At 47.9% G+C, this 15004-nt stretch carries 16 protein-coding genes and 1 tRNA gene; 8 read left to right on the top strand and 9 right to left on the bottom strand.

The features are described 5' to 3' along the window. The first annotated feature begins 34 nt into the window (after positions 1–34). Positions 35–1591, top strand: coding sequence for a transcriptional regulator TyrR (gene tyrR, locus MHN33_RS15840; protein WP_239399189.1), 1557 nt, complete (start codon positions 35–37; stop codon positions 1589–1591). A 39-nt stretch (positions 1592–1630) separates the two neighbouring features. On the opposite strand, the gene MHN33_RS15835 is transcribed toward tyrR, so the two are convergent. Next, positions 1631–2122 carry a hypothetical protein gene (locus MHN33_RS15835; RefSeq protein WP_239399188.1) on the bottom strand — a complete coding sequence of 164 codons (492 nt, stop codon included), beginning with the start codon at positions 2120–2122 and terminating at the stop codon, positions 1631–1633. A 150-nt stretch (positions 2123–2272) separates the two neighbouring features. Between MHN33_RS15835 and MHN33_RS15830 the strand changes: the two genes are divergently transcribed. Further along, entirely contained in the window at positions 2273–2812 is a 540-nt protein-coding gene (locus MHN33_RS15830; RefSeq protein ID WP_239399187.1) for a thioesterase family protein, read from the top strand. Positions 2813–2887: 75 nt separating this feature from the next. Here MHN33_RS15830 and MHN33_RS15825 read toward each other — a convergent pair whose 3' ends face one another. After that, the gene (locus MHN33_RS15825; RefSeq protein ID WP_239399185.1) at positions 2888–3562 is read right to left on the bottom strand and encodes an OmpW family outer membrane protein; all 675 of its coding nucleotides are present in this window, start codon (positions 3560–3562) and stop codon (positions 2888–2890) included. A 169-nt stretch (positions 3563–3731) separates the two neighbouring features. Next, a complete protein-coding gene (locus MHN33_RS15820; RefSeq protein WP_239399183.1) occupies positions 3732–4496 on the bottom strand; it encodes a response regulator in 765 nt (254 codons plus the stop codon). 340 nt (positions 4497–4836) lie between these two features. On the opposite strand from MHN33_RS15820, the gene dapE reads away from it, so the two are divergent. Then, positions 4837–6015, top strand: coding sequence for a succinyl-diaminopimelate desuccinylase (dapE, locus tag MHN33_RS15815; RefSeq protein WP_239399387.1), 1179 nt, complete (start codon positions 4837–4839; stop codon positions 6013–6015). A 19-nt stretch (positions 6016–6034) separates the two neighbouring features. Here the strand turns inward: dapE and MHN33_RS15810 are convergent, their stop codons facing one another. Genes MHN33_RS15810 through MHN33_RS15800 form a run of 3 tightly spaced genes read right to left on the bottom strand, consistent with a single transcriptional unit; the run spans position 6035 to position 8769 of the window. Then, positions 6035–6571 carry a hypothetical protein gene (locus MHN33_RS15810; protein ID WP_239399181.1) on the bottom strand — a complete coding sequence of 179 codons (537 nt, stop codon included), beginning with the start codon at positions 6569–6571 and terminating at the stop codon, positions 6035–6037. Continuing rightward, positions 6568–7758 (bottom strand): peptidylprolyl isomerase, encoded by a 1191-nt coding sequence (locus tag MHN33_RS15805; RefSeq protein WP_239399179.1) that lies wholly within the window; start codon positions 7756–7758, stop codon positions 6568–6570. The genes MHN33_RS15810 and MHN33_RS15805 overlap by 4 nt, the downstream gene beginning before the upstream one ends. After that, positions 7759–8769 carry a phospholipase gene (locus MHN33_RS15800; protein ID WP_239399177.1) on the bottom strand — a complete coding sequence of 337 codons (1011 nt, stop codon included), beginning with the start codon at positions 8767–8769 and terminating at the stop codon, positions 7759–7761. A 188-nt stretch (positions 8770–8957) separates the two neighbouring features. On the opposite strand from MHN33_RS15800, the gene MHN33_RS15795 reads away from it, so the two are divergent. Together MHN33_RS15795 and MHN33_RS15790 are read left to right on the top strand one after the other, a co-directional pair. Continuing rightward, positions 8958–9791 (top strand): MipA/OmpV family protein, encoded by an 834-nt coding sequence (locus MHN33_RS15795; protein ID WP_239399175.1) that lies wholly within the window; start codon positions 8958–8960, stop codon positions 9789–9791. Then, a complete protein-coding gene (locus MHN33_RS15790) occupies positions 9781–10182 on the top strand; it encodes a DUF3019 domain-containing protein (RefSeq protein ID WP_239399174.1) in 402 nt (133 codons plus the stop codon). Before MHN33_RS15795 ends, MHN33_RS15790 begins: the two co-directional genes overlap by 11 nt. 47 nt (positions 10183–10229) lie before the next feature. On the opposite strand, the gene MHN33_RS15785 is transcribed toward MHN33_RS15790, so the two are convergent. From MHN33_RS15785 to MHN33_RS15775, 3 genes are all read right to left on the bottom strand, one after another. Continuing rightward, complete coding sequence (locus MHN33_RS15785; RefSeq protein WP_239399172.1) at positions 10230–10733, bottom strand: hypothetical protein; 504 nt, start codon at positions 10731–10733, stop codon at positions 10230–10232. A gap of 79 nt (positions 10734–10812) precedes the next feature. Beyond that, complete coding sequence (locus tag MHN33_RS15780; RefSeq protein ID WP_239399171.1) at positions 10813–11289, bottom strand: globin; 477 nt, start codon at positions 11287–11289, stop codon at positions 10813–10815. 266 nt (positions 11290–11555) lie between these two features. After that, entirely contained in the window at positions 11556–12335 is a 780-nt protein-coding gene (locus MHN33_RS15775; RefSeq protein WP_239399169.1) for a delta-class carbonic anhydrase, read from the bottom strand. Positions 12336–12668: 333 nt separating this feature from the next. Between MHN33_RS15775 and MHN33_RS15770 the strand changes: the two genes are divergently transcribed. From MHN33_RS15770 to nusA, 3 genes are all read left to right on the top strand, one after another. Then, positions 12669–12745, top strand: a tRNA-Met gene (locus MHN33_RS15770). Positions 12746–13005: 260 nt separating this feature from the next. Next, positions 13006–13461 carry a ribosome maturation factor RimP gene (gene rimP, locus MHN33_RS15765; protein WP_125719889.1) on the top strand — a complete coding sequence of 152 codons (456 nt, stop codon included), beginning with the start codon at positions 13006–13008 and terminating at the stop codon, positions 13459–13461. A 42-nt stretch (positions 13462–13503) separates the two neighbouring features. Further along, positions 13504–15003 carry a transcription termination factor NusA gene (gene nusA, locus MHN33_RS15760; protein ID WP_239399168.1) on the top strand — a complete coding sequence of 500 codons (1500 nt, stop codon included), beginning with the start codon at positions 13504–13506 and terminating at the stop codon, positions 15001–15003. The last annotated feature ends 1 nt before the right edge of the window (position 15004 follow it).

Below are 15004 nucleotides of genomic sequence, written 5' to 3'. Positions count from 1 at the left end.
CCGGCAAAAGGTAGAAAACCGTTTTGAGGAACAAATGCGTTTAGAAATTCACTGTGCCGATCGGATCGGTATTGCGCAGGAAATTTTGAATATCCTGGTTAAATACCGGGTTGACCTAAAAGGAATAGAAGTTGATTCAGTCAATTGCAGAATGTATGTGAGTTTCCCCCCCATTGAGTTTGAACAGTTTCAGAAAATCATGCCTGAGATCAGGTTAATTGATGGGGTAGAGGATGTCAGAACGACGGCTTTTCTGCCTTCTGAGCGTGAACACAATGAGCTTAACACGTTGTTAAGTGCACTCCCCGATGGCGTTATTTCTATTGATGCTAAAGGCTGGGTGCGCCACTGTAATGATGCTGCCTGTCGTGATCTGAATCAGCCAGAGCCGGAGGTCATCGGCGCAAATATTAATAACCTATTGAAAGGGTTTAATTTTACTCGCTGGCTGGAAGGTAAAGATGTACTGGGTCAGACAACCCGGGTTGAAGTGGGTGGTGAAGATTTTATTGCTGACATCTTACCTATTTCCGTACCACAAGGTCCCGAGGGAGATGTACTGGCCGGTGCTGTGATCAACATAAAATCACAAAGTCGACTTGGCCAGCAGGTCAGTGCGTTTCGTCGTTACGGACAGGAGAGCTTTGCGGCAATTCACAGTCAGAGTACCGCCATGCGCCGTGTGGTGCGCGAGGCCCGTAAAATGGCACAACTCGAAGCGCCCATATTAATAACAGGTGAAACCGGCACAGGTAAAGAGTTACTTGCCCGGGCCTGCCATTATGCTTCTAATCGTTCGCTGAAACCTTTTATTGCTTTATCGTGTGCCTCGTTGCCTGATGATGTGGCGGAATCGGAGCTATTTGGTTACGCCGGTTATGAAGAAAATAGTGCTCCCAAACGCGGTGTTCTTGAGCAGGCCGACGGTGGTACGGTGTTCCTCGATGAAGTCGGTGAAATGTCAACGCAACTGCAAACTAAGTTACTGCGCTTTTTGCAAGATGGTACCTTCCGTAAAGTCGGTGATGAGAATGAAGTTAAGGTCAATGTACGCATCATAGCTGCCACCCAAAAAGACTTACCGGCTATGGTTCAGGAAGGTAGTTTCCGTGAAGATTTGTACTATCGCATCAATGTACTGACACTGGAGATAGCCCCGTTACGAGACCGCAAAGCAGACATCAAATCTCTGGCAGAGCATTTCATTCAGAAGTACGCGCAGCAAAGCGGCCATGCGACACCGGCTCTGGATGAGGAATGTCTGCAATTTCTGGAGCAGTATCCCTGGCCAGGTAACGTCAGACAACTGGAAAATGCCATTTATCGTGCCGTCTCTATGTTAGACGACAACGAACTGCGTATTGAGCACTTGCAGCTGCCCACGTTTACCCATGACCTGGGTTATCTGGAGTCGGATTTTGAAGGGACACTGGAGCAGGCGGTGAAACGTTTTGAGGCGACCCTATTGAGAAAGCTTTATCCGGCATATCCCAGCTCGCGCCAGCTTGCGAAGCGCTTAGGGTTAAGTCATACGGCAGTGGCGAATAAACTCAGAGAATATGGGATTAATCGTAAAACCGTTAAAGTATGAATAGGGGGGGACGTTTGGCCCCCTTTATCACTTCTGCTGTTATTGCTTGGTGCCCATATTTTTGGTTACACCGTCCAGCTTAATGCTATCAACGCCTTGCTCGGTAAACTTAATGGTGACGCTAAGATTATTGCGGACCAGGAAGTAATCAATATTATCCAGACGCAGGACATAGTCCCCTTTAACGGGACTCATAAATTGCTTTTTGAATAGCGTCAGTTTGTGGTCACCAATCTGCCAGCTAAACCCTTCAATAAAACCGGGGTTAAACTCCTGGATCCAGACTTTAGAATCATCTTTACTCAGCGTAATGGCAATAGAGTATGATTCGGGGATCTGAGCCATGTCATAACTGCGGTCGCCGATGCGAAATTTTTGTGCATCACTTTGCCAGCCGAAGCCAAAGCTGAATTCTTTTTCTATCCCGGTGGGATAAACCAGCTGACCCTTGCCGGGCAAATCAAAATCTGCCCAAGCGTAGCTGGCACTGAAAAAGGTCAATAAATATACTAGCTTGGTTATATATTTCATTAGGTTACACTCTTTTAATTCTTGTATAAAAGTTAATGCACAAACGCATTTTTCGCAAGTTACGCGTGTTTAGGTTGGTTTAATTCCTGCTTGTTGTGGGACCCGACTATGCTAAACTCGGGTTTTATGCCAACTGGTTGGACCAATAACATGAATTTGTATTTTCGTTTACTATGGTTGTTCTGGCGGATCCGCCAAAATAAAGCTAAGCAACCTTTACTTGACGTGATTGATATTAATTTCAGAGCGTTGCCGAGTGATTGTGATATTAATTTGCACCTGACTAACTCACGTTACCTGGCCATGATGGATCTGGCGCGCACCTGGATGACCGAGCGTGTAGGGTTATTTGCGGCTGTTATGAAACGTCGCTGGTTTCCGATTGTGAATGCAACAGCCATTACGTATATCCGCGATATTAAGCCACTACAAGAATTTACAGTATCAACCCGGTTGGTTGGCTGGGATCACAAGTACTTTTACATCGAGCAGAGATTTCATTCTGCGCGGGGTTTGCATGCAATCGCCTATGTCCGGGGTGTATTCAGAAGCCGTCAGGGTGTGGTAAGTGTAGAAGAGATGCTTGAAGTTGCCGGATTTAAAGGTGAGGCCCCGATTCTGCCAGAAGAAATTGTTCACTGGAAAGCCATGCTTGAGCAGAAGAAAGCACGCAATACTCAGGTAGCATAAAGGGCCAGTGTGATGGCCCCTGGGGATTGAGAAAGTAACGCTGTAGTGTGCCCACACTGTGGGCACTTTAAACTGTTAGAACTTGTACTTTACACCGAACATAGCAACAATTGGGTCTAGTTCAACATCTGATGTAAGCGCTTGCTTACCGTTTGCATACACTGTTGCATCGGTATTGATATCCATCTTGGAAACCATAGCGTGCAGACCCCACTTGTCGTTCAGGTCGTAATTGAAACCAACCTGAAGGGCAACGCCGAATGAGCTGTCCAGATCCACTTTAACGTCGTCAGTGCCCAGCACACCTTTAAGTGCCGCACTGGCTTCTTCATCGAAGAACACCGTGTAGTTCAGACCTGCACCAATGAAAGGACGGAACTTGTTATTGGCGCTGAAAAAGTGGTACTGCGCCATCAATGTAGGTGGTAAGTGCTTCACAGAAGCAATTTCTACGCCGCCCAGTTGTGTGCTTGGGTTGCCCGGAATATAGCCTTCCCCTTCAACCGTATGAGAAAACGGGGTCGCAGCAATTAATTCAAATACAATGTTGTCGTTGTACTGGTAGTCAAAAGTAAGGCCCAGTTGTGTGTCTGAGTCAGCCACCAGACCTGCTGTTTTGATTTCATTCAACGCTGAACCTGTGTCACTTGGGTTAACGTTAATTGCACCGACATTCACACTGAACTGAGCCTGAGCCAGTGGCGCTGTTAACATAAGCGTAGATAGGATAGCTGCAGTAAGTTTTTTCATTTTCATCTCCTGAACCTGTGCAAGGCAAATCTTTTTGTTGCAGCTATCTTAGGTCGATGCGTTTTTTCAAAAGCTGTTCTAGATCAATATTTAAATTGCGAAATTTCAGAAAAAATTGAAAATTTGATTTAGATTAAGTTTTTGCCCTGGTTCTACCCGGAAACTGCCGCTAATTATCCTGGATCAACTCAGTTTCGCATCCACCTAGCTGCTTTAACAGTTCATCAAGATGACGTTTGGTGGTGTCATTGAGCATGTCACGATTAAAGCGCAGTGCCAGCTGGCAAATTTTAGTGTCAACAAAGCCCTCGACAGCCACAATGCGTACAGGTACAGCGTACAATGGGGTGATCAATAAATTACCGCCGTTCAGGTCGAACACATCCAGTTCCAGCTCATAGGTATTAAACAGGTGCATTTCGCGGCTGTAGGGGGATTGTAGTAACATCCCGGACTGACTAATGTTTTTCACATGACCTGATAAGGTTCGACTACCGGTGCGGATCCGGACACTGTGCTCGGGTAGTCCGGATAACCGAACCGCGCCGCGACGACTAATCGTGTTCCAGGACTTATGAACCGTTTCTTCTAGCTTGTCAGCGGTAAAGGGCTTCATCATATATTGAGACACCCCATTTTGAATGGCACACACGACATGTTCTCTGTCGCCCAGTGAGCTCATCATAATAAAAGGGGTTTTACTGTGTTTTTTAGATTTTCTGACCCGTTTAAGTAGTTCTTCACCATCGAGGTTTGGCATTTGCCAGTCGGCGATGATGATGTCGATATGTCGGGCATCCAGTAATTCCAGCGCCTCTTTGCCATCTTCTGCGGTATAGACGTTTTCGGCACCGAGCCGGTTAACTAAGGTAGTGCGTACCAGATTTCTAACCAGCTGACAGTCGTCGACGACCAAAAAACTGACATCCTGCATTACTAGTTCCTTATCTTGCAGCAATTAAAACGGAGTAAAGATTGATGAAACCCACGATCAGGTCAACAATACTAACCTTCACATACTTAGTTCTAGCATACGCAGGGCAATTGACAACTTGTTATCGACATTGACCAAAATATTACGGGTCGCTTGGCTTTATTGAGTCTTGCGCAACATGCTTTGTCATAAAATTGCAGTGCAGCCGACATCAACAGGTCATGCTCAGGCGGTGTAATCAAAGGTAAATGAGCGATTTCACGGCATGGAGCGCTCAGGTTGCGCCTCTACGCAGCGGTGCATGTCGTTGCTTAGTCTCAGAACACAGGAACTGTATGTTATGCCTTCCCATGCAATAAAACCTTCAGTCAAATACAATACCAACAGTAACACAGTGAAAACGCTGCGACGCTTGATCAATGCCCCCTCTGTCACGCCGGATGATGCCGGCACGATTGACTACCTGGCTGAACGCCTGGCGGTACAGGGCTTTGAATACACGCATCTAGATTGTAACGGTGTGCGTAATCTGGTTGCCTGGCGCGAGTTTGGTCCGGGGCCAGTAATGGCCTTTGCGGGCCATGTTGACGTGGTGCCAGCGAATCCTCAGGGCTGGGTGGCGCATCCCTTTGCCGGGGCTGTGATAGATGGGGTGATATATGGGCGGGGGGCTGCTGATATGAAAGGGGGGGTTGCCGCTATGTTAAGTGCAACTGAGCACTTGTGTGAGCAGGCGCAGCATTGCCGGGGCTCCTTATTCTGGCTCATTACCTCAGATGAAGAGGGAGAAGCAGAGTATGGCTCAAAAATCATGGCTGAGTATTTGGCGCAACAGGCGATTGTGCTTGATGCCTGCCTGGTGGGTGAACCGACTTCACATCAACAGGTAGGTGACACCATTAAGAATGGTCGACGTGGCGCGATTTCCGGGCGCATCCAGATCCGGGGTAAGGCGGGACATGTTGCCTATCCGGAACAAACCATCAATGCGGCGCATATTGCAGGTGAGCTGGTGAATGAACTGGCAAATATTAGCTGGTGGAAAGACGTACTGGGATCGCAGACCAGTTTGCAGGTGACCGGTCTGACTATTCCGGATATTGTTGATAACCTGGTGCCCGCGAGCTGCGAAATTACTTTCAATGTACGCTACAGCCATGCCTACAAAAGTCAGGAAATCTACCAGATAGTGGCACAGGCCCTGGCACCGTGGCACGACAATGTCAGTGTGCAGTGGGAACGTCCCTGTGAGTCCTACTACACGGGAGGGCGCGAGACAGGATGTTTTCTCAACCTGGTTGAGCAGGCCATTTTGCGTGTGCGAGGACAGTTTCCGGCACTGAGCACGGCCGGTGGTACATCGGATGGTCGCTTTTTCGCCTCAAATGAGACACAGGTGATTGAGTGTGGCGTAAAGAACGACTCTATTCATCAGGTCAATGAACATGTGTCGGTGGTAGATCTCCACGCCATTGAGGAGATCTACCGCGCAATTTTATGCGACTATTTTGTTGTTTAAATGAACTTCATTGCAGCGGTTATTGCGCCAGCTCGCGGCGCAATTGTGCCTGCATGGATCTGAGCCCCTGTATCTTGTTCCTAGCTTCCTGCAGTTGTTGTGGTGGCAACTGGTGTTTAATTCCCTTCTCAAGCAGCGCTTCCAGCCGGGCAACCTTCTTGTCTACGGCAGCAATATAGTTCTGTTTCATCTGAGCAGAGCGGGCAGATTGATGTGCCAGGTAGGCTTGATGATCTGACAAGTCGCCCTGGTAAGCAGGCGCAGATGTAGCGGGTGCAATGGGCGGAACATAGGGCGCGTCATCGCCGACCTCTTGTGACTGCACGACAGGTTGTAAATTAGGCGTGTCGGCAACGGCTTTCGGTCGCGTGGCACTGTCGACGGACAATGCCAGGCTTGCAGTCCCAGCAGGCTCGACGGGCTTTGTTTGTTGTGGGTCGTGCTGCACCTGTTCAGGGCTCACTTGCAATGGGGAAAGTGAGTACAAGGTCCACAATGCATAGCCCAGTCCTCCCAGCATCAGGGCAAGCAAGATTGCCTGTATGCGGCCCATCAAAGCTTTATTCCGTGCTGTTGTTGCCAGAGTTTAAAGCGCTTTTGATAAGCCGCCACAGCGTGCTGCGTTGTAAGCGATTCCAGTGCCCGATATCGCACGGTTTCGCTGTCCTGCGGGTAGTAGGCATATTGGGGTTGCTCTGCATAAACAACAGCCCAGCGTCCCTGAGGCGTGCGTACCGGCGAAGTTGCTTTACCTGGCTGACTGCTAAACGCCAGCTGGGCAAGCCAGCGGTGAGTATGCTCGCGAGTAATGGTGCTCAACGTTGCTTTATCATCAGTGGCAAATTCATTACGACGCTTGGCCGCTTTTAGGGCAGGTAATGGGCCTGTTTTTCGAAGCTGTTTATGGAAGTGTTTTGCATCCTCCATGGTATCGAAGGTCACGGCCAGGGCTGACAGCTGAGACTGATACCTGAAATCGTCGCGGTGGCGTTTGTAATAATGCAGGATTTCATTGCCTGAAATGTTCGCTCTGAGTGCTTCCAGATAGGGGCTGCGTTCGCCATGAAGCTGCGCCTTGATCCCCAAATAAGCCAGCATGGGCGGGCGTAACAACTCTCCTGTAGCAAGTGCGTTCAAACGTGCCAGTGTCAGGCCCCGTTGGGCCAGTAGTGGTGCTGCCGCCGCTGTCAGATCGGCATAGTAGCGCCATTCTATTAACTGGTGCGTGAGTAACCCGATATCGCCCTGATGAAGGCGAAAACGATTTTGCATCGACTGGCTGGTCAGTAACTGTGCCAGGGTTACTTTGGGTGTATCCAGTAAATTGATCTGCTCCCAGTGTGTGAGCTGCTCTGGCAGATAATCGCCATTAGCTGGATAAGAACCCAGCAGGCCAGATAACGTTGCCGCGTCAATTGGTGCCTTTATCTGCACTTTAGGAACGGATTTAAGTGCCGGAAATTGGTGAGTGAGCAAAGTCACCATCAGGCGGCGAATATGGTAGCCGTTGTCGAATCCGACACTGGACTGGCGAACCAGTAGTTCAGGGTTAAGTTGACGGGCTGTTGCCAGCAGAAACTGATTCTCAAGTAAGTGTACATTGAGTTCATGACTGGACAATGCGCGGTCCTGCTGTTGATACAGTGACTGCATCAAGGCCAGTTCAGGTTTTGTTAGTTGAGTCAGAGATGCCCAACATGGCAGGCTTAAACAGCCTGCCAGGAGTAATGCTAAGTAATACATTTAACGCGCTACCATCGCATGGTTTAGCATGTGTACAACCATGGCTATCGCATGTGGAATAACCTGACGAGCTGTCGTCACGCGGTCATAGTGATCCTCTGAATTCAGTACGATACCGCCCTGAGAATAGGAGTAAGCCCCGCCCTGGGTAAGTAGTGGACGAATGTCTTTGTTTGTCGCATCGGGGGCCGTGAAGCTGGCCATGGCTTGTTTCACTAAGTTCAGGTTGTTGAGATTTTCCTGATCATAATAGTCTTTTACCCAGGATTCCCAGCCAGCATGGTTGAGATCAGAGGTCGTCCAGGTATGATGAGGTTGCAGCAGATCTGTGGTGTGAAAGACAAACCCCAGGATCTGTGGATTACCGTTTTGCAGGTAGCTCTGGTACCAGTACTGGCCTAGGTTGTCGATGGGCTGGAATGGCATCTCTTCGAAGTCATCATACATGTTATAGGTTGAATGACTGTCTATACGGTAATTCTTTTCAGTGATGCCATAGCTGTCATATTCGCTGTCGTCGGCACTGAACCAACCTGTTTCACCACCTTTACCGTCATCCAGGTAGTCACCTTTTAACCAGGTGGCCGCCATGTTATCGACGGTGCCCCGGACAGTGAGCTTGTCATAATTATATCCACCAAAATCATTACCATGGGTATCAGCACCCTGAGTGTGGTTTTGGAAGTGCCAGTAACTGGTGTATTTGACAATGCTTTCGGCAGCCCCCCACAAAGGTGCCTGAACACAGTCACCAGTGATGGCACCACAGAAGAAAGTATCTTCAAAGTCATCAACGTCGTAGGCAGCCTGGCCCATAACCTGGGCGAGCTGAGTTACGCTCATGCCATGTGTCTGAGCGTAAGCCTGAAGCTTGGCATATTGTGTTGTTGATGGGTTTTGTGCCATGTAATTGACCGCATCGATCACAATGCGCTTATGTGTTTCCTGACTAAAGGCCTGTGCGCCGGATGTGACTAGCGTCAGAGCAGAGAGTAATAATCGTTTTTTCATTGTAGTGTTATTCCGTAGTTAGAATTTACGCTCTATTAAGAGCAGCGGGCATTAAAATGCGCCAGTGTTACATTAGTATTAAATATAAGTTAAATTAAATCTTGATGTCTATACCTTGTTGTCCCGATAGAGCTCAGGTATGATTGGGACTTGATTTGGGCACATGAAAAGCCACAATAACGATGAAAATGATAAAGCTACTTTCTGCTGTGCTGCTTTTCCTGACGCAACAGGCTTTCGCTGATGAAAGCGTTGTTGATCAGGAGGACTGGCTCGAGGACAATGGATTGAAGTGGCAACTGAGTGTGGGCGCATTTTATGCGGATATGGCACTACCTAAGTTGATCGGCGCTGATAATTCTCCGGCACATCTGACTTTACTGGCCGACATCAAGCTGCAGTACAAAAACTTCTATCTCATCTCTTACTCCGGCGATTTTTTCGGTGGTTCTGATGTGGGCTATCAGTTTATTCAGGAGGAAGAATGGGGCCTGGATATCATCTATGGCAGCTATCAGCTGGCTTTTACTGAAACGGGTTATTTTGATACCAATGATCCGGTTATTAAAGAATTAGAGGGCATCAGGGACAGAGACCCGGATCAATCGCTGGGGATCGCATATTATCGGTCGGTGGGCGAGTACCTGGCCGTGGCTGAGTTGGTCTACGATGTTTTCGGCGATACCAATGGCTGGGTGTTTCACCTGGAAGCGACGCGTAATTTTGAACTGCGTAACTGGGATCTTTGGCTTAATTTTGGTGCCAACTACTATTCAAGCAACTTCAATAACTATTTCTATGGTGTAACAGAACAAGAGCGCAATGATTATTTGACGCCCTATAAGCCCGGCAGTGGTGCTTCTGCGTTTGTTCAGGCACAGTTAAACTACCCCATAGCAGAAGATTGGGAGTTCAGTGCGGGTATGTCATTTTTGGTCGGATCCAGTGAGGCTAAAGATAGTCCGTTGCTGGAGTCTAACTATGCCAGGGTGTTATTTACTGGAGTGAAATATGTATTTTAAACTCACTTCAGCTATGACTATCGGGATGCTTTGTATGGCCTCAACCGCACATGCAACTCCACAGGATGATAGGAAAGGGATATTACAAGCCGCACCAAACAAGTGTGTTGCGCTACATAAAGGAAGAACTTGCTACACTGATGTGACGTTTTCAATCTCTGCACCACACGTGGGTGACTATTGCATTCGAGACAGCAACTCGAAGAAGATTTTGCAATGCTGGGCAAATGTAAGCCACTTTGATTATCTGTTGGCTTTTGGCTCGGCGGAAAGTGTCAGTTATGAGTTAATATCCAAAACAAAGCGTGATGTTTTGGCGGTGACGACCATCAATGTCAACTGGGTTCACAAAGTACGCAATAAAAAACGTCGTTGGCAAAGGTTGTTTTAACGTCCCTTACTAAACAGGCCAGCTTAAGCTAGCCTGTTTAGGGTTTTCTATTGGCACTGCTCTACCAAATTTCTGAGATGTGTGCCTATATCTTCGCTTTTGCTTTGCCCCTGCTCAAGTAGTGTTTGTACTTGTTGTTGTAACTCTGCGAGTTCATAGTTTGCCAGAAGGGTTTTAAGGTAAGACATGGTATCCGCACCAGCTTGTAATAAGTCCGGCAAACTTTCCATAGAAAGCTCCTTGTCGGCCAGTCCGGTTATGGTGTCCATTAAATCTGCCAGATTCGCACTGTCCTGGAGTGCCCCTTCCACTTCAATCATTGCACCCATTGGATCGCCATTCAGTTGTTTAACAACGCAGCTTGCCAACGTCCCAGCTTCTGCTGACTGACTCATCGCCGTCAGGCCTTGGGCTCTGATGTCTTCAATGACCTGCTCCAGCTCCTGATTATTGGCCAGATATTGTTTTTCGATCTGAGCTTTAGAGTCGCCAAGAAAATCGCACCCGGCAAGTGCCACTAAACCGATACCACAAAATAAAAAATGCTTCATACAAGTATCCAAAATCAATCCAATTGATCTCAGTTTACTGTCTTGCCGAACGGTTGTCATTATCGCAGTACTGCTGATATCAAGTACGTAAGCGAGCTTTTGTCTGATCCCGATAACGCGCCAGCTCAACAACATTTGAAATACCAAACAGCTCTGATTTTATGATATTGGCAAACACATGCAGTGCGCGTTTCCAGGCATTACGCACAGCGAGAGTGAATTGTGTACCCAGGTGGAGCTTGAGGACTTCAAGCAAGCAATTGCACATAGTATTGATATCACTCGCAGAAGGCGCAAGGGTCGCAATCAAAATACTTTGATGGCGAAAGAAGCATGTAAGTTCTTGTTGTCTGGGTAAATGTGTCAGGCACTGCTGCATAAAATCATGCAAGCGATACTCAAGTGACAGCATATGCTGCTCGGACTCAGGTAGCGCCATGGTGACCCGATGTTGCTTTAATTTATTGTAAAGACTAACGCAGAAGCAGTGAAAGTTTGGCTTCAGGGTCGTAAAAGACTGGTTTAATAACTGATACTGATAAGGTGAAATACTCATAATCGCTCCGCATACGATTAGAGCGAATCCATTTGCTCAAGCAATTGTGCAGACTTAATGGCATAAGCTGCTTGGCTGACCAAAAAGCTCTACAGTAACTTGGGTAAAAGTTGCGCTGAAGCACACTGAAACAGCATGACAGTAAGCACCAGCCCTTTCAGTATAGGTAGACTTTAATCTGTTTCGCAAACTTTATTGTATGTCTGGCAACCGCAAAAGAAAGCTACCAGCCGAACCGATTGGCAAAGCTGGTAGTCTGTCAGCACTTACTTGATAGGGGCGAGTAGCTTGGGATCGGTGACGAGTTGTCTGACGCCATGAGCGTGATCTTCTTCAAAGACATTGTCTTCACACCACCGGGCCAGACTGTTGATATCAACTTTGGCGCAGGCAGGCCTGACACTCCAGGTGACCTGAAGTGGCGAACACTGCTTGTTGTTATAGCTGGGTCCGGTGGTTGAACCCAGGAATTCGACTGGCTTACCAGTTGTTTGCGGGATATATTTCGCCTGATGATAGTCATTTACAATGTTACCATCATAGCTTAAGTCATTAAAATCCAGCGCATCTTCGTCATTCACGACCAGAAAAACCTGGGTCTCTACGCGTAAGTCCGGATTGGCACATTCATTACTTAAACAAGAACCCAGGCCTTTGCCGGGCGCAACGTCACATGAGCTGTGCACCCAGTGCACTTCTATCGTGTCACCTGGCTTCACGTTTTTACAGACCTTGCCTTTGGGTGCCCGCAACTCGGCCTCGGTCAGGCTGCTGGTGGCGTTACACTGGTAGCCACCGTACTTGCCGTTACCGGCAAACACCGAAAAGTCTTTTGCCTTGTGCTCTGCATTTTTATGGAAGTGGATGTTACACAGGTTCATTTCACTGGCCGGGGGAGCAAGCGAAAATACCCGCTTATTTTCACCATGCAGCTGGTCGATATCACGCGGGGTTTGCGGTCCAAAGCCGTCACAGCTATTCGCGAGAGTATGAAAAGACAATAATGTCAGCGCTGTCATTGAGGCGCCTACTAGTACTTTCTTCATGACTGATTCTCCATCACTTGTATTAACTCGATGGGCCGCCAGTATAGATGTTTAACTTTTAAGAACAAGCTAAATGGTAAAATATTGTGAATGAGTGGTTTTTTATAAGTTAATTCCGATGTTTGTAATCGTTATTCTCGATGCTTTTGTTTTTTTAAGTAAATTATTTTCGATCTTTTTGACCTGGCTGTGCGTGCCAAATAGACGTTATTTTGCGTAAGATATTGACCGTATAAGACAGTCATTTCGGCTAAAGGCCCTAACTAAGGTTGCGTATTAATACAACTCTCTCTATAATACACGCCAGTTGATGCAGCATTGACTGCACGTTGACGCGGGATGGAGCAGCCTGGTAGCTCGTCGGGCTCATAACCCGAAGGTCGTCGGTTCAAATCCGGCTCCCGCAACCAAGCTTAAGAAGTGGATTCATTTCTTACAGTTCGCGCATTCATCGTAATGCGCGTTTTGCGTTTAAGCATATGCTTAATTTAGGCTGATACAGCCCGCAACCAAGCTCGGCCACTGGCCACACAGTTTGTTTTTGGTGTGACGCCCCGCTTGGTTCGGGGCGTTGTTGTATCTGGAGCTAAGCAACTCAGCCCAGCCCAGAAGCAAACAGCTGAATCATTAGGGCTTTTAGGCCCTTTTTTTGTTTGTATGGAGGTAATTTGTGACAAAACTCGAGCAAGAATTAACAACTATGTTAGAGCCGGCTGTTGAAGCCTGTGGCTTCGAGTTGCTCGGTCTGGAAGTGATGCAAGCCGGTCGCCACTCGACATTGCGCATCTACATTGACCATGAAAATGGCATTAATGTAGATAACTGTGCCGATGTGAGTCGTCAGGTGAGTGCCATTTTGGATGTCGAGGACCCCATTACAAACGAGTATAACCTGGAAGTGTCTTCACCTGGTGTAGACAGACCATTATTCAAACAAGCTCATTATGAGCAGGCAGTGGGCGAAGAAGTGCGTTTGCGTACTAAGCTTCCTCAGGAAGGTCGCCGCAACTTTAAAGGCGACTTAGTTGCAGTTAATGGCGATATGATCACGCTAACCGTCGATGGCCAGGAGCATCACCTTATGCTCAGCAACATCGAGCGCGCGAACATCATCGCAAAATTTTAAAAATTAGGTGCGAAGGAAAAAAGGGCAAGCGAGGCAATACTTATGGCAAAAGAAATATTATTGGTTGCAGAAGCTGTTTCCAATGAAAAAGCAGTCCCAAGAGAAAAGATTTTTGAAGCATTAGAGTTCGCACTAGCGACGGCCACCAAAAAGAAACACGAAGGTGAGATCGAAGTACGCGTATCTATTGACCGTAAAACGGGCGAGTATGACACGTTCCGCCGTTGGATGGTGGTGAACCCACAAGAAGATGGCTCACTGGAAAACCCGTATGCAGAGATCACATTTGAAGCCGCTCAGGTAGAAGAGCCTGAGATCCAGCTGGGTGACTATGTTGAAGAGCAGATTGAATCAATTCAGTTTGACCGCATCACAACGCAGATGGCTAAACAGGTTATCGTACAGAAAGTACGTGAAGCTGAGCGTGCGTTGATTGTTGACGCCTACAAAGATCAGGAAGGCGAGCTGGTTACCGGTGTGGTTAAAAAAGCATCACGTGACACTGTGGTACTGGACTTGGGCAATAACGCAGAAGCCGTTATTTACCGTGAAGACATGCTGCCACGTGAAAGCTTCCGTCCGGGTGACCGTGTACGTGGTCTGCTTTACGCGGTTAAACCAGAAGCACGTGGCGCACAACTGTTTGTAACACGCTCTAAGCCTGAAATGCTGATGGAACTTTTCCGTATTGAAGTACCAGAAATCGGCGAAGAGATGATCGAGCTCAAAGGTGCAGCGCGTGATCCGGGATCGCGTGCTAAAATTGCGGTAAAATCGAATGACAAACGCATCGACCCTGTGGGCGCGTGTGTTGGTATGCGCGGTGCGCGTGTACAGGCTGTGTCTACCGAATTAGGTGGTGAGCGCGTTGATATCGTCCTGTACGATGACAACCCGGCTCAGTTTGTGATCAACGCTATGGCGCCGGCAGAAGTGGCATCGATCGTAATGGATGAAGACACGCGTACGATGGAAATCGCGGTAGAAGCCGACAACCTGGCGCAGGCGATTGGTCGTAACGGTCAGAACGTACGTCTTGCCAGCCAATTGACGGGTTGGGAATTGAACGTGATGACAGTAGAAGACATGGAGCGCAAGAGCGCAGAAGAGTCTGACAAACTGATCAACCTGTTCACCGAAGCGCTGGATATCGATGATGACTTCGCAACGTTACTGATCAACGAAGGCTTCTCAACACTTGAGGAAGTGGCCTACGTACCAGTTGCAGAGTTCCTGGAAATCGATGGTCTGGACGAAGACACAGTGGAAGAGCTGCGTAAGCGTGCAAAAGATGCATTGACGACCAAAGCGTTACGTGACGAAGAAAGCCTTGAAGGGGCTGAGCCTGCGGAAGATCTGCTGAACCTGGAAGGGTTGGATCGTCATCTGGCATTCGTGATGGCCAGCAAAGGCGTCATCACGCTGGAAGACCTGGCAGAGCAAGGCATTGACGAATTAGTCGAAATCACTGAATTATCTGAACAACAAGCGGGTGACTTGATCATGGCCGCACGTAATATTTGTTGGTTTGGTGAGCAATAGT

It is taken from the genome of Pseudoalteromonas sp. OOF1S-7 (assembly GCF_022347765.1).
Lineage (GTDB): Bacteria > Pseudomonadota > Gammaproteobacteria > Enterobacterales > Alteromonadaceae > Pseudoalteromonas.
Note: the sequence above shows the minus strand (reverse complement) of the source record. Positions and strands in the feature narration are given on the sequence as shown.

Bases quoted from the DNA above. Each gene is read 5' to 3' on its own strand.
- tyrR (WP_239399189.1), top strand. From the start codon at position 35: ATGCGTTTAGAAATTCACTGTGCCGATCGGATCGGTATTGCGCAGGAA.
- MHN33_RS15835 (WP_239399188.1), bottom strand. From the start codon at position 2,122: ATGAAATATATAACCAAGCTAGTATATTTATTGACCTTTTTCAGTGCC.
- MHN33_RS15830 (WP_239399187.1), top strand. From the start codon at position 2,273: ATGAATTTGTATTTTCGTTTACTATGGTTGTTCTGGCGGATCCGCCAA.
- MHN33_RS15825 (WP_239399185.1), bottom strand. From the start codon at position 3,562: ATGAAAAAACTTACTGCAGCTATCCTATCTACGCTTATGTTAACAGCG.
- MHN33_RS15820 (WP_239399183.1), bottom strand. From the start codon at position 4,496: ATGCAGGATGTCAGTTTTTTGGTCGTCGACGACTGTCAGCTGGTTAGA.
- dapE (WP_239399387.1), top strand. From the start codon at position 4,837: ATGCCTTCCCATGCAATAAAACCTTCAGTCAAATACAATACCAACAGT.
- MHN33_RS15805 (WP_239399179.1), bottom strand. From the start codon at position 7,758: ATGTATTACTTAGCATTACTCCTGGCAGGCTGTTTAAGCCTGCCATGT.
- MHN33_RS15800 (WP_239399177.1), bottom strand. From the start codon at position 8,769: ATGAAAAAACGATTATTACTCTCTGCTCTGACGCTAGTCACATCCGGC.
- MHN33_RS15795 (WP_239399175.1), top strand. From the start codon at position 8,958: ATGATAAAGCTACTTTCTGCTGTGCTGCTTTTCCTGACGCAACAGGCT.
- MHN33_RS15790 (WP_239399174.1), top strand. From the start codon at position 9,781: ATGTATTTTAAACTCACTTCAGCTATGACTATCGGGATGCTTTGTATG.
- MHN33_RS15785 (WP_239399172.1), bottom strand. From the start codon at position 10,733: ATGAAGCATTTTTTATTTTGTGGTATCGGTTTAGTGGCACTTGCCGGG.
- MHN33_RS15780 (WP_239399171.1), bottom strand. From the start codon at position 11,289: ATGAGTATTTCACCTTATCAGTATCAGTTATTAAACCAGTCTTTTACG.
- MHN33_RS15775 (WP_239399169.1), bottom strand. From the start codon at position 12,335: ATGAAGAAAGTACTAGTAGGCGCCTCAATGACAGCGCTGACATTATTG.
- nusA (WP_239399168.1), top strand. From the start codon at position 13,504: ATGGCAAAAGAAATATTATTGGTTGCAGAAGCTGTTTCCAATGAAAAA.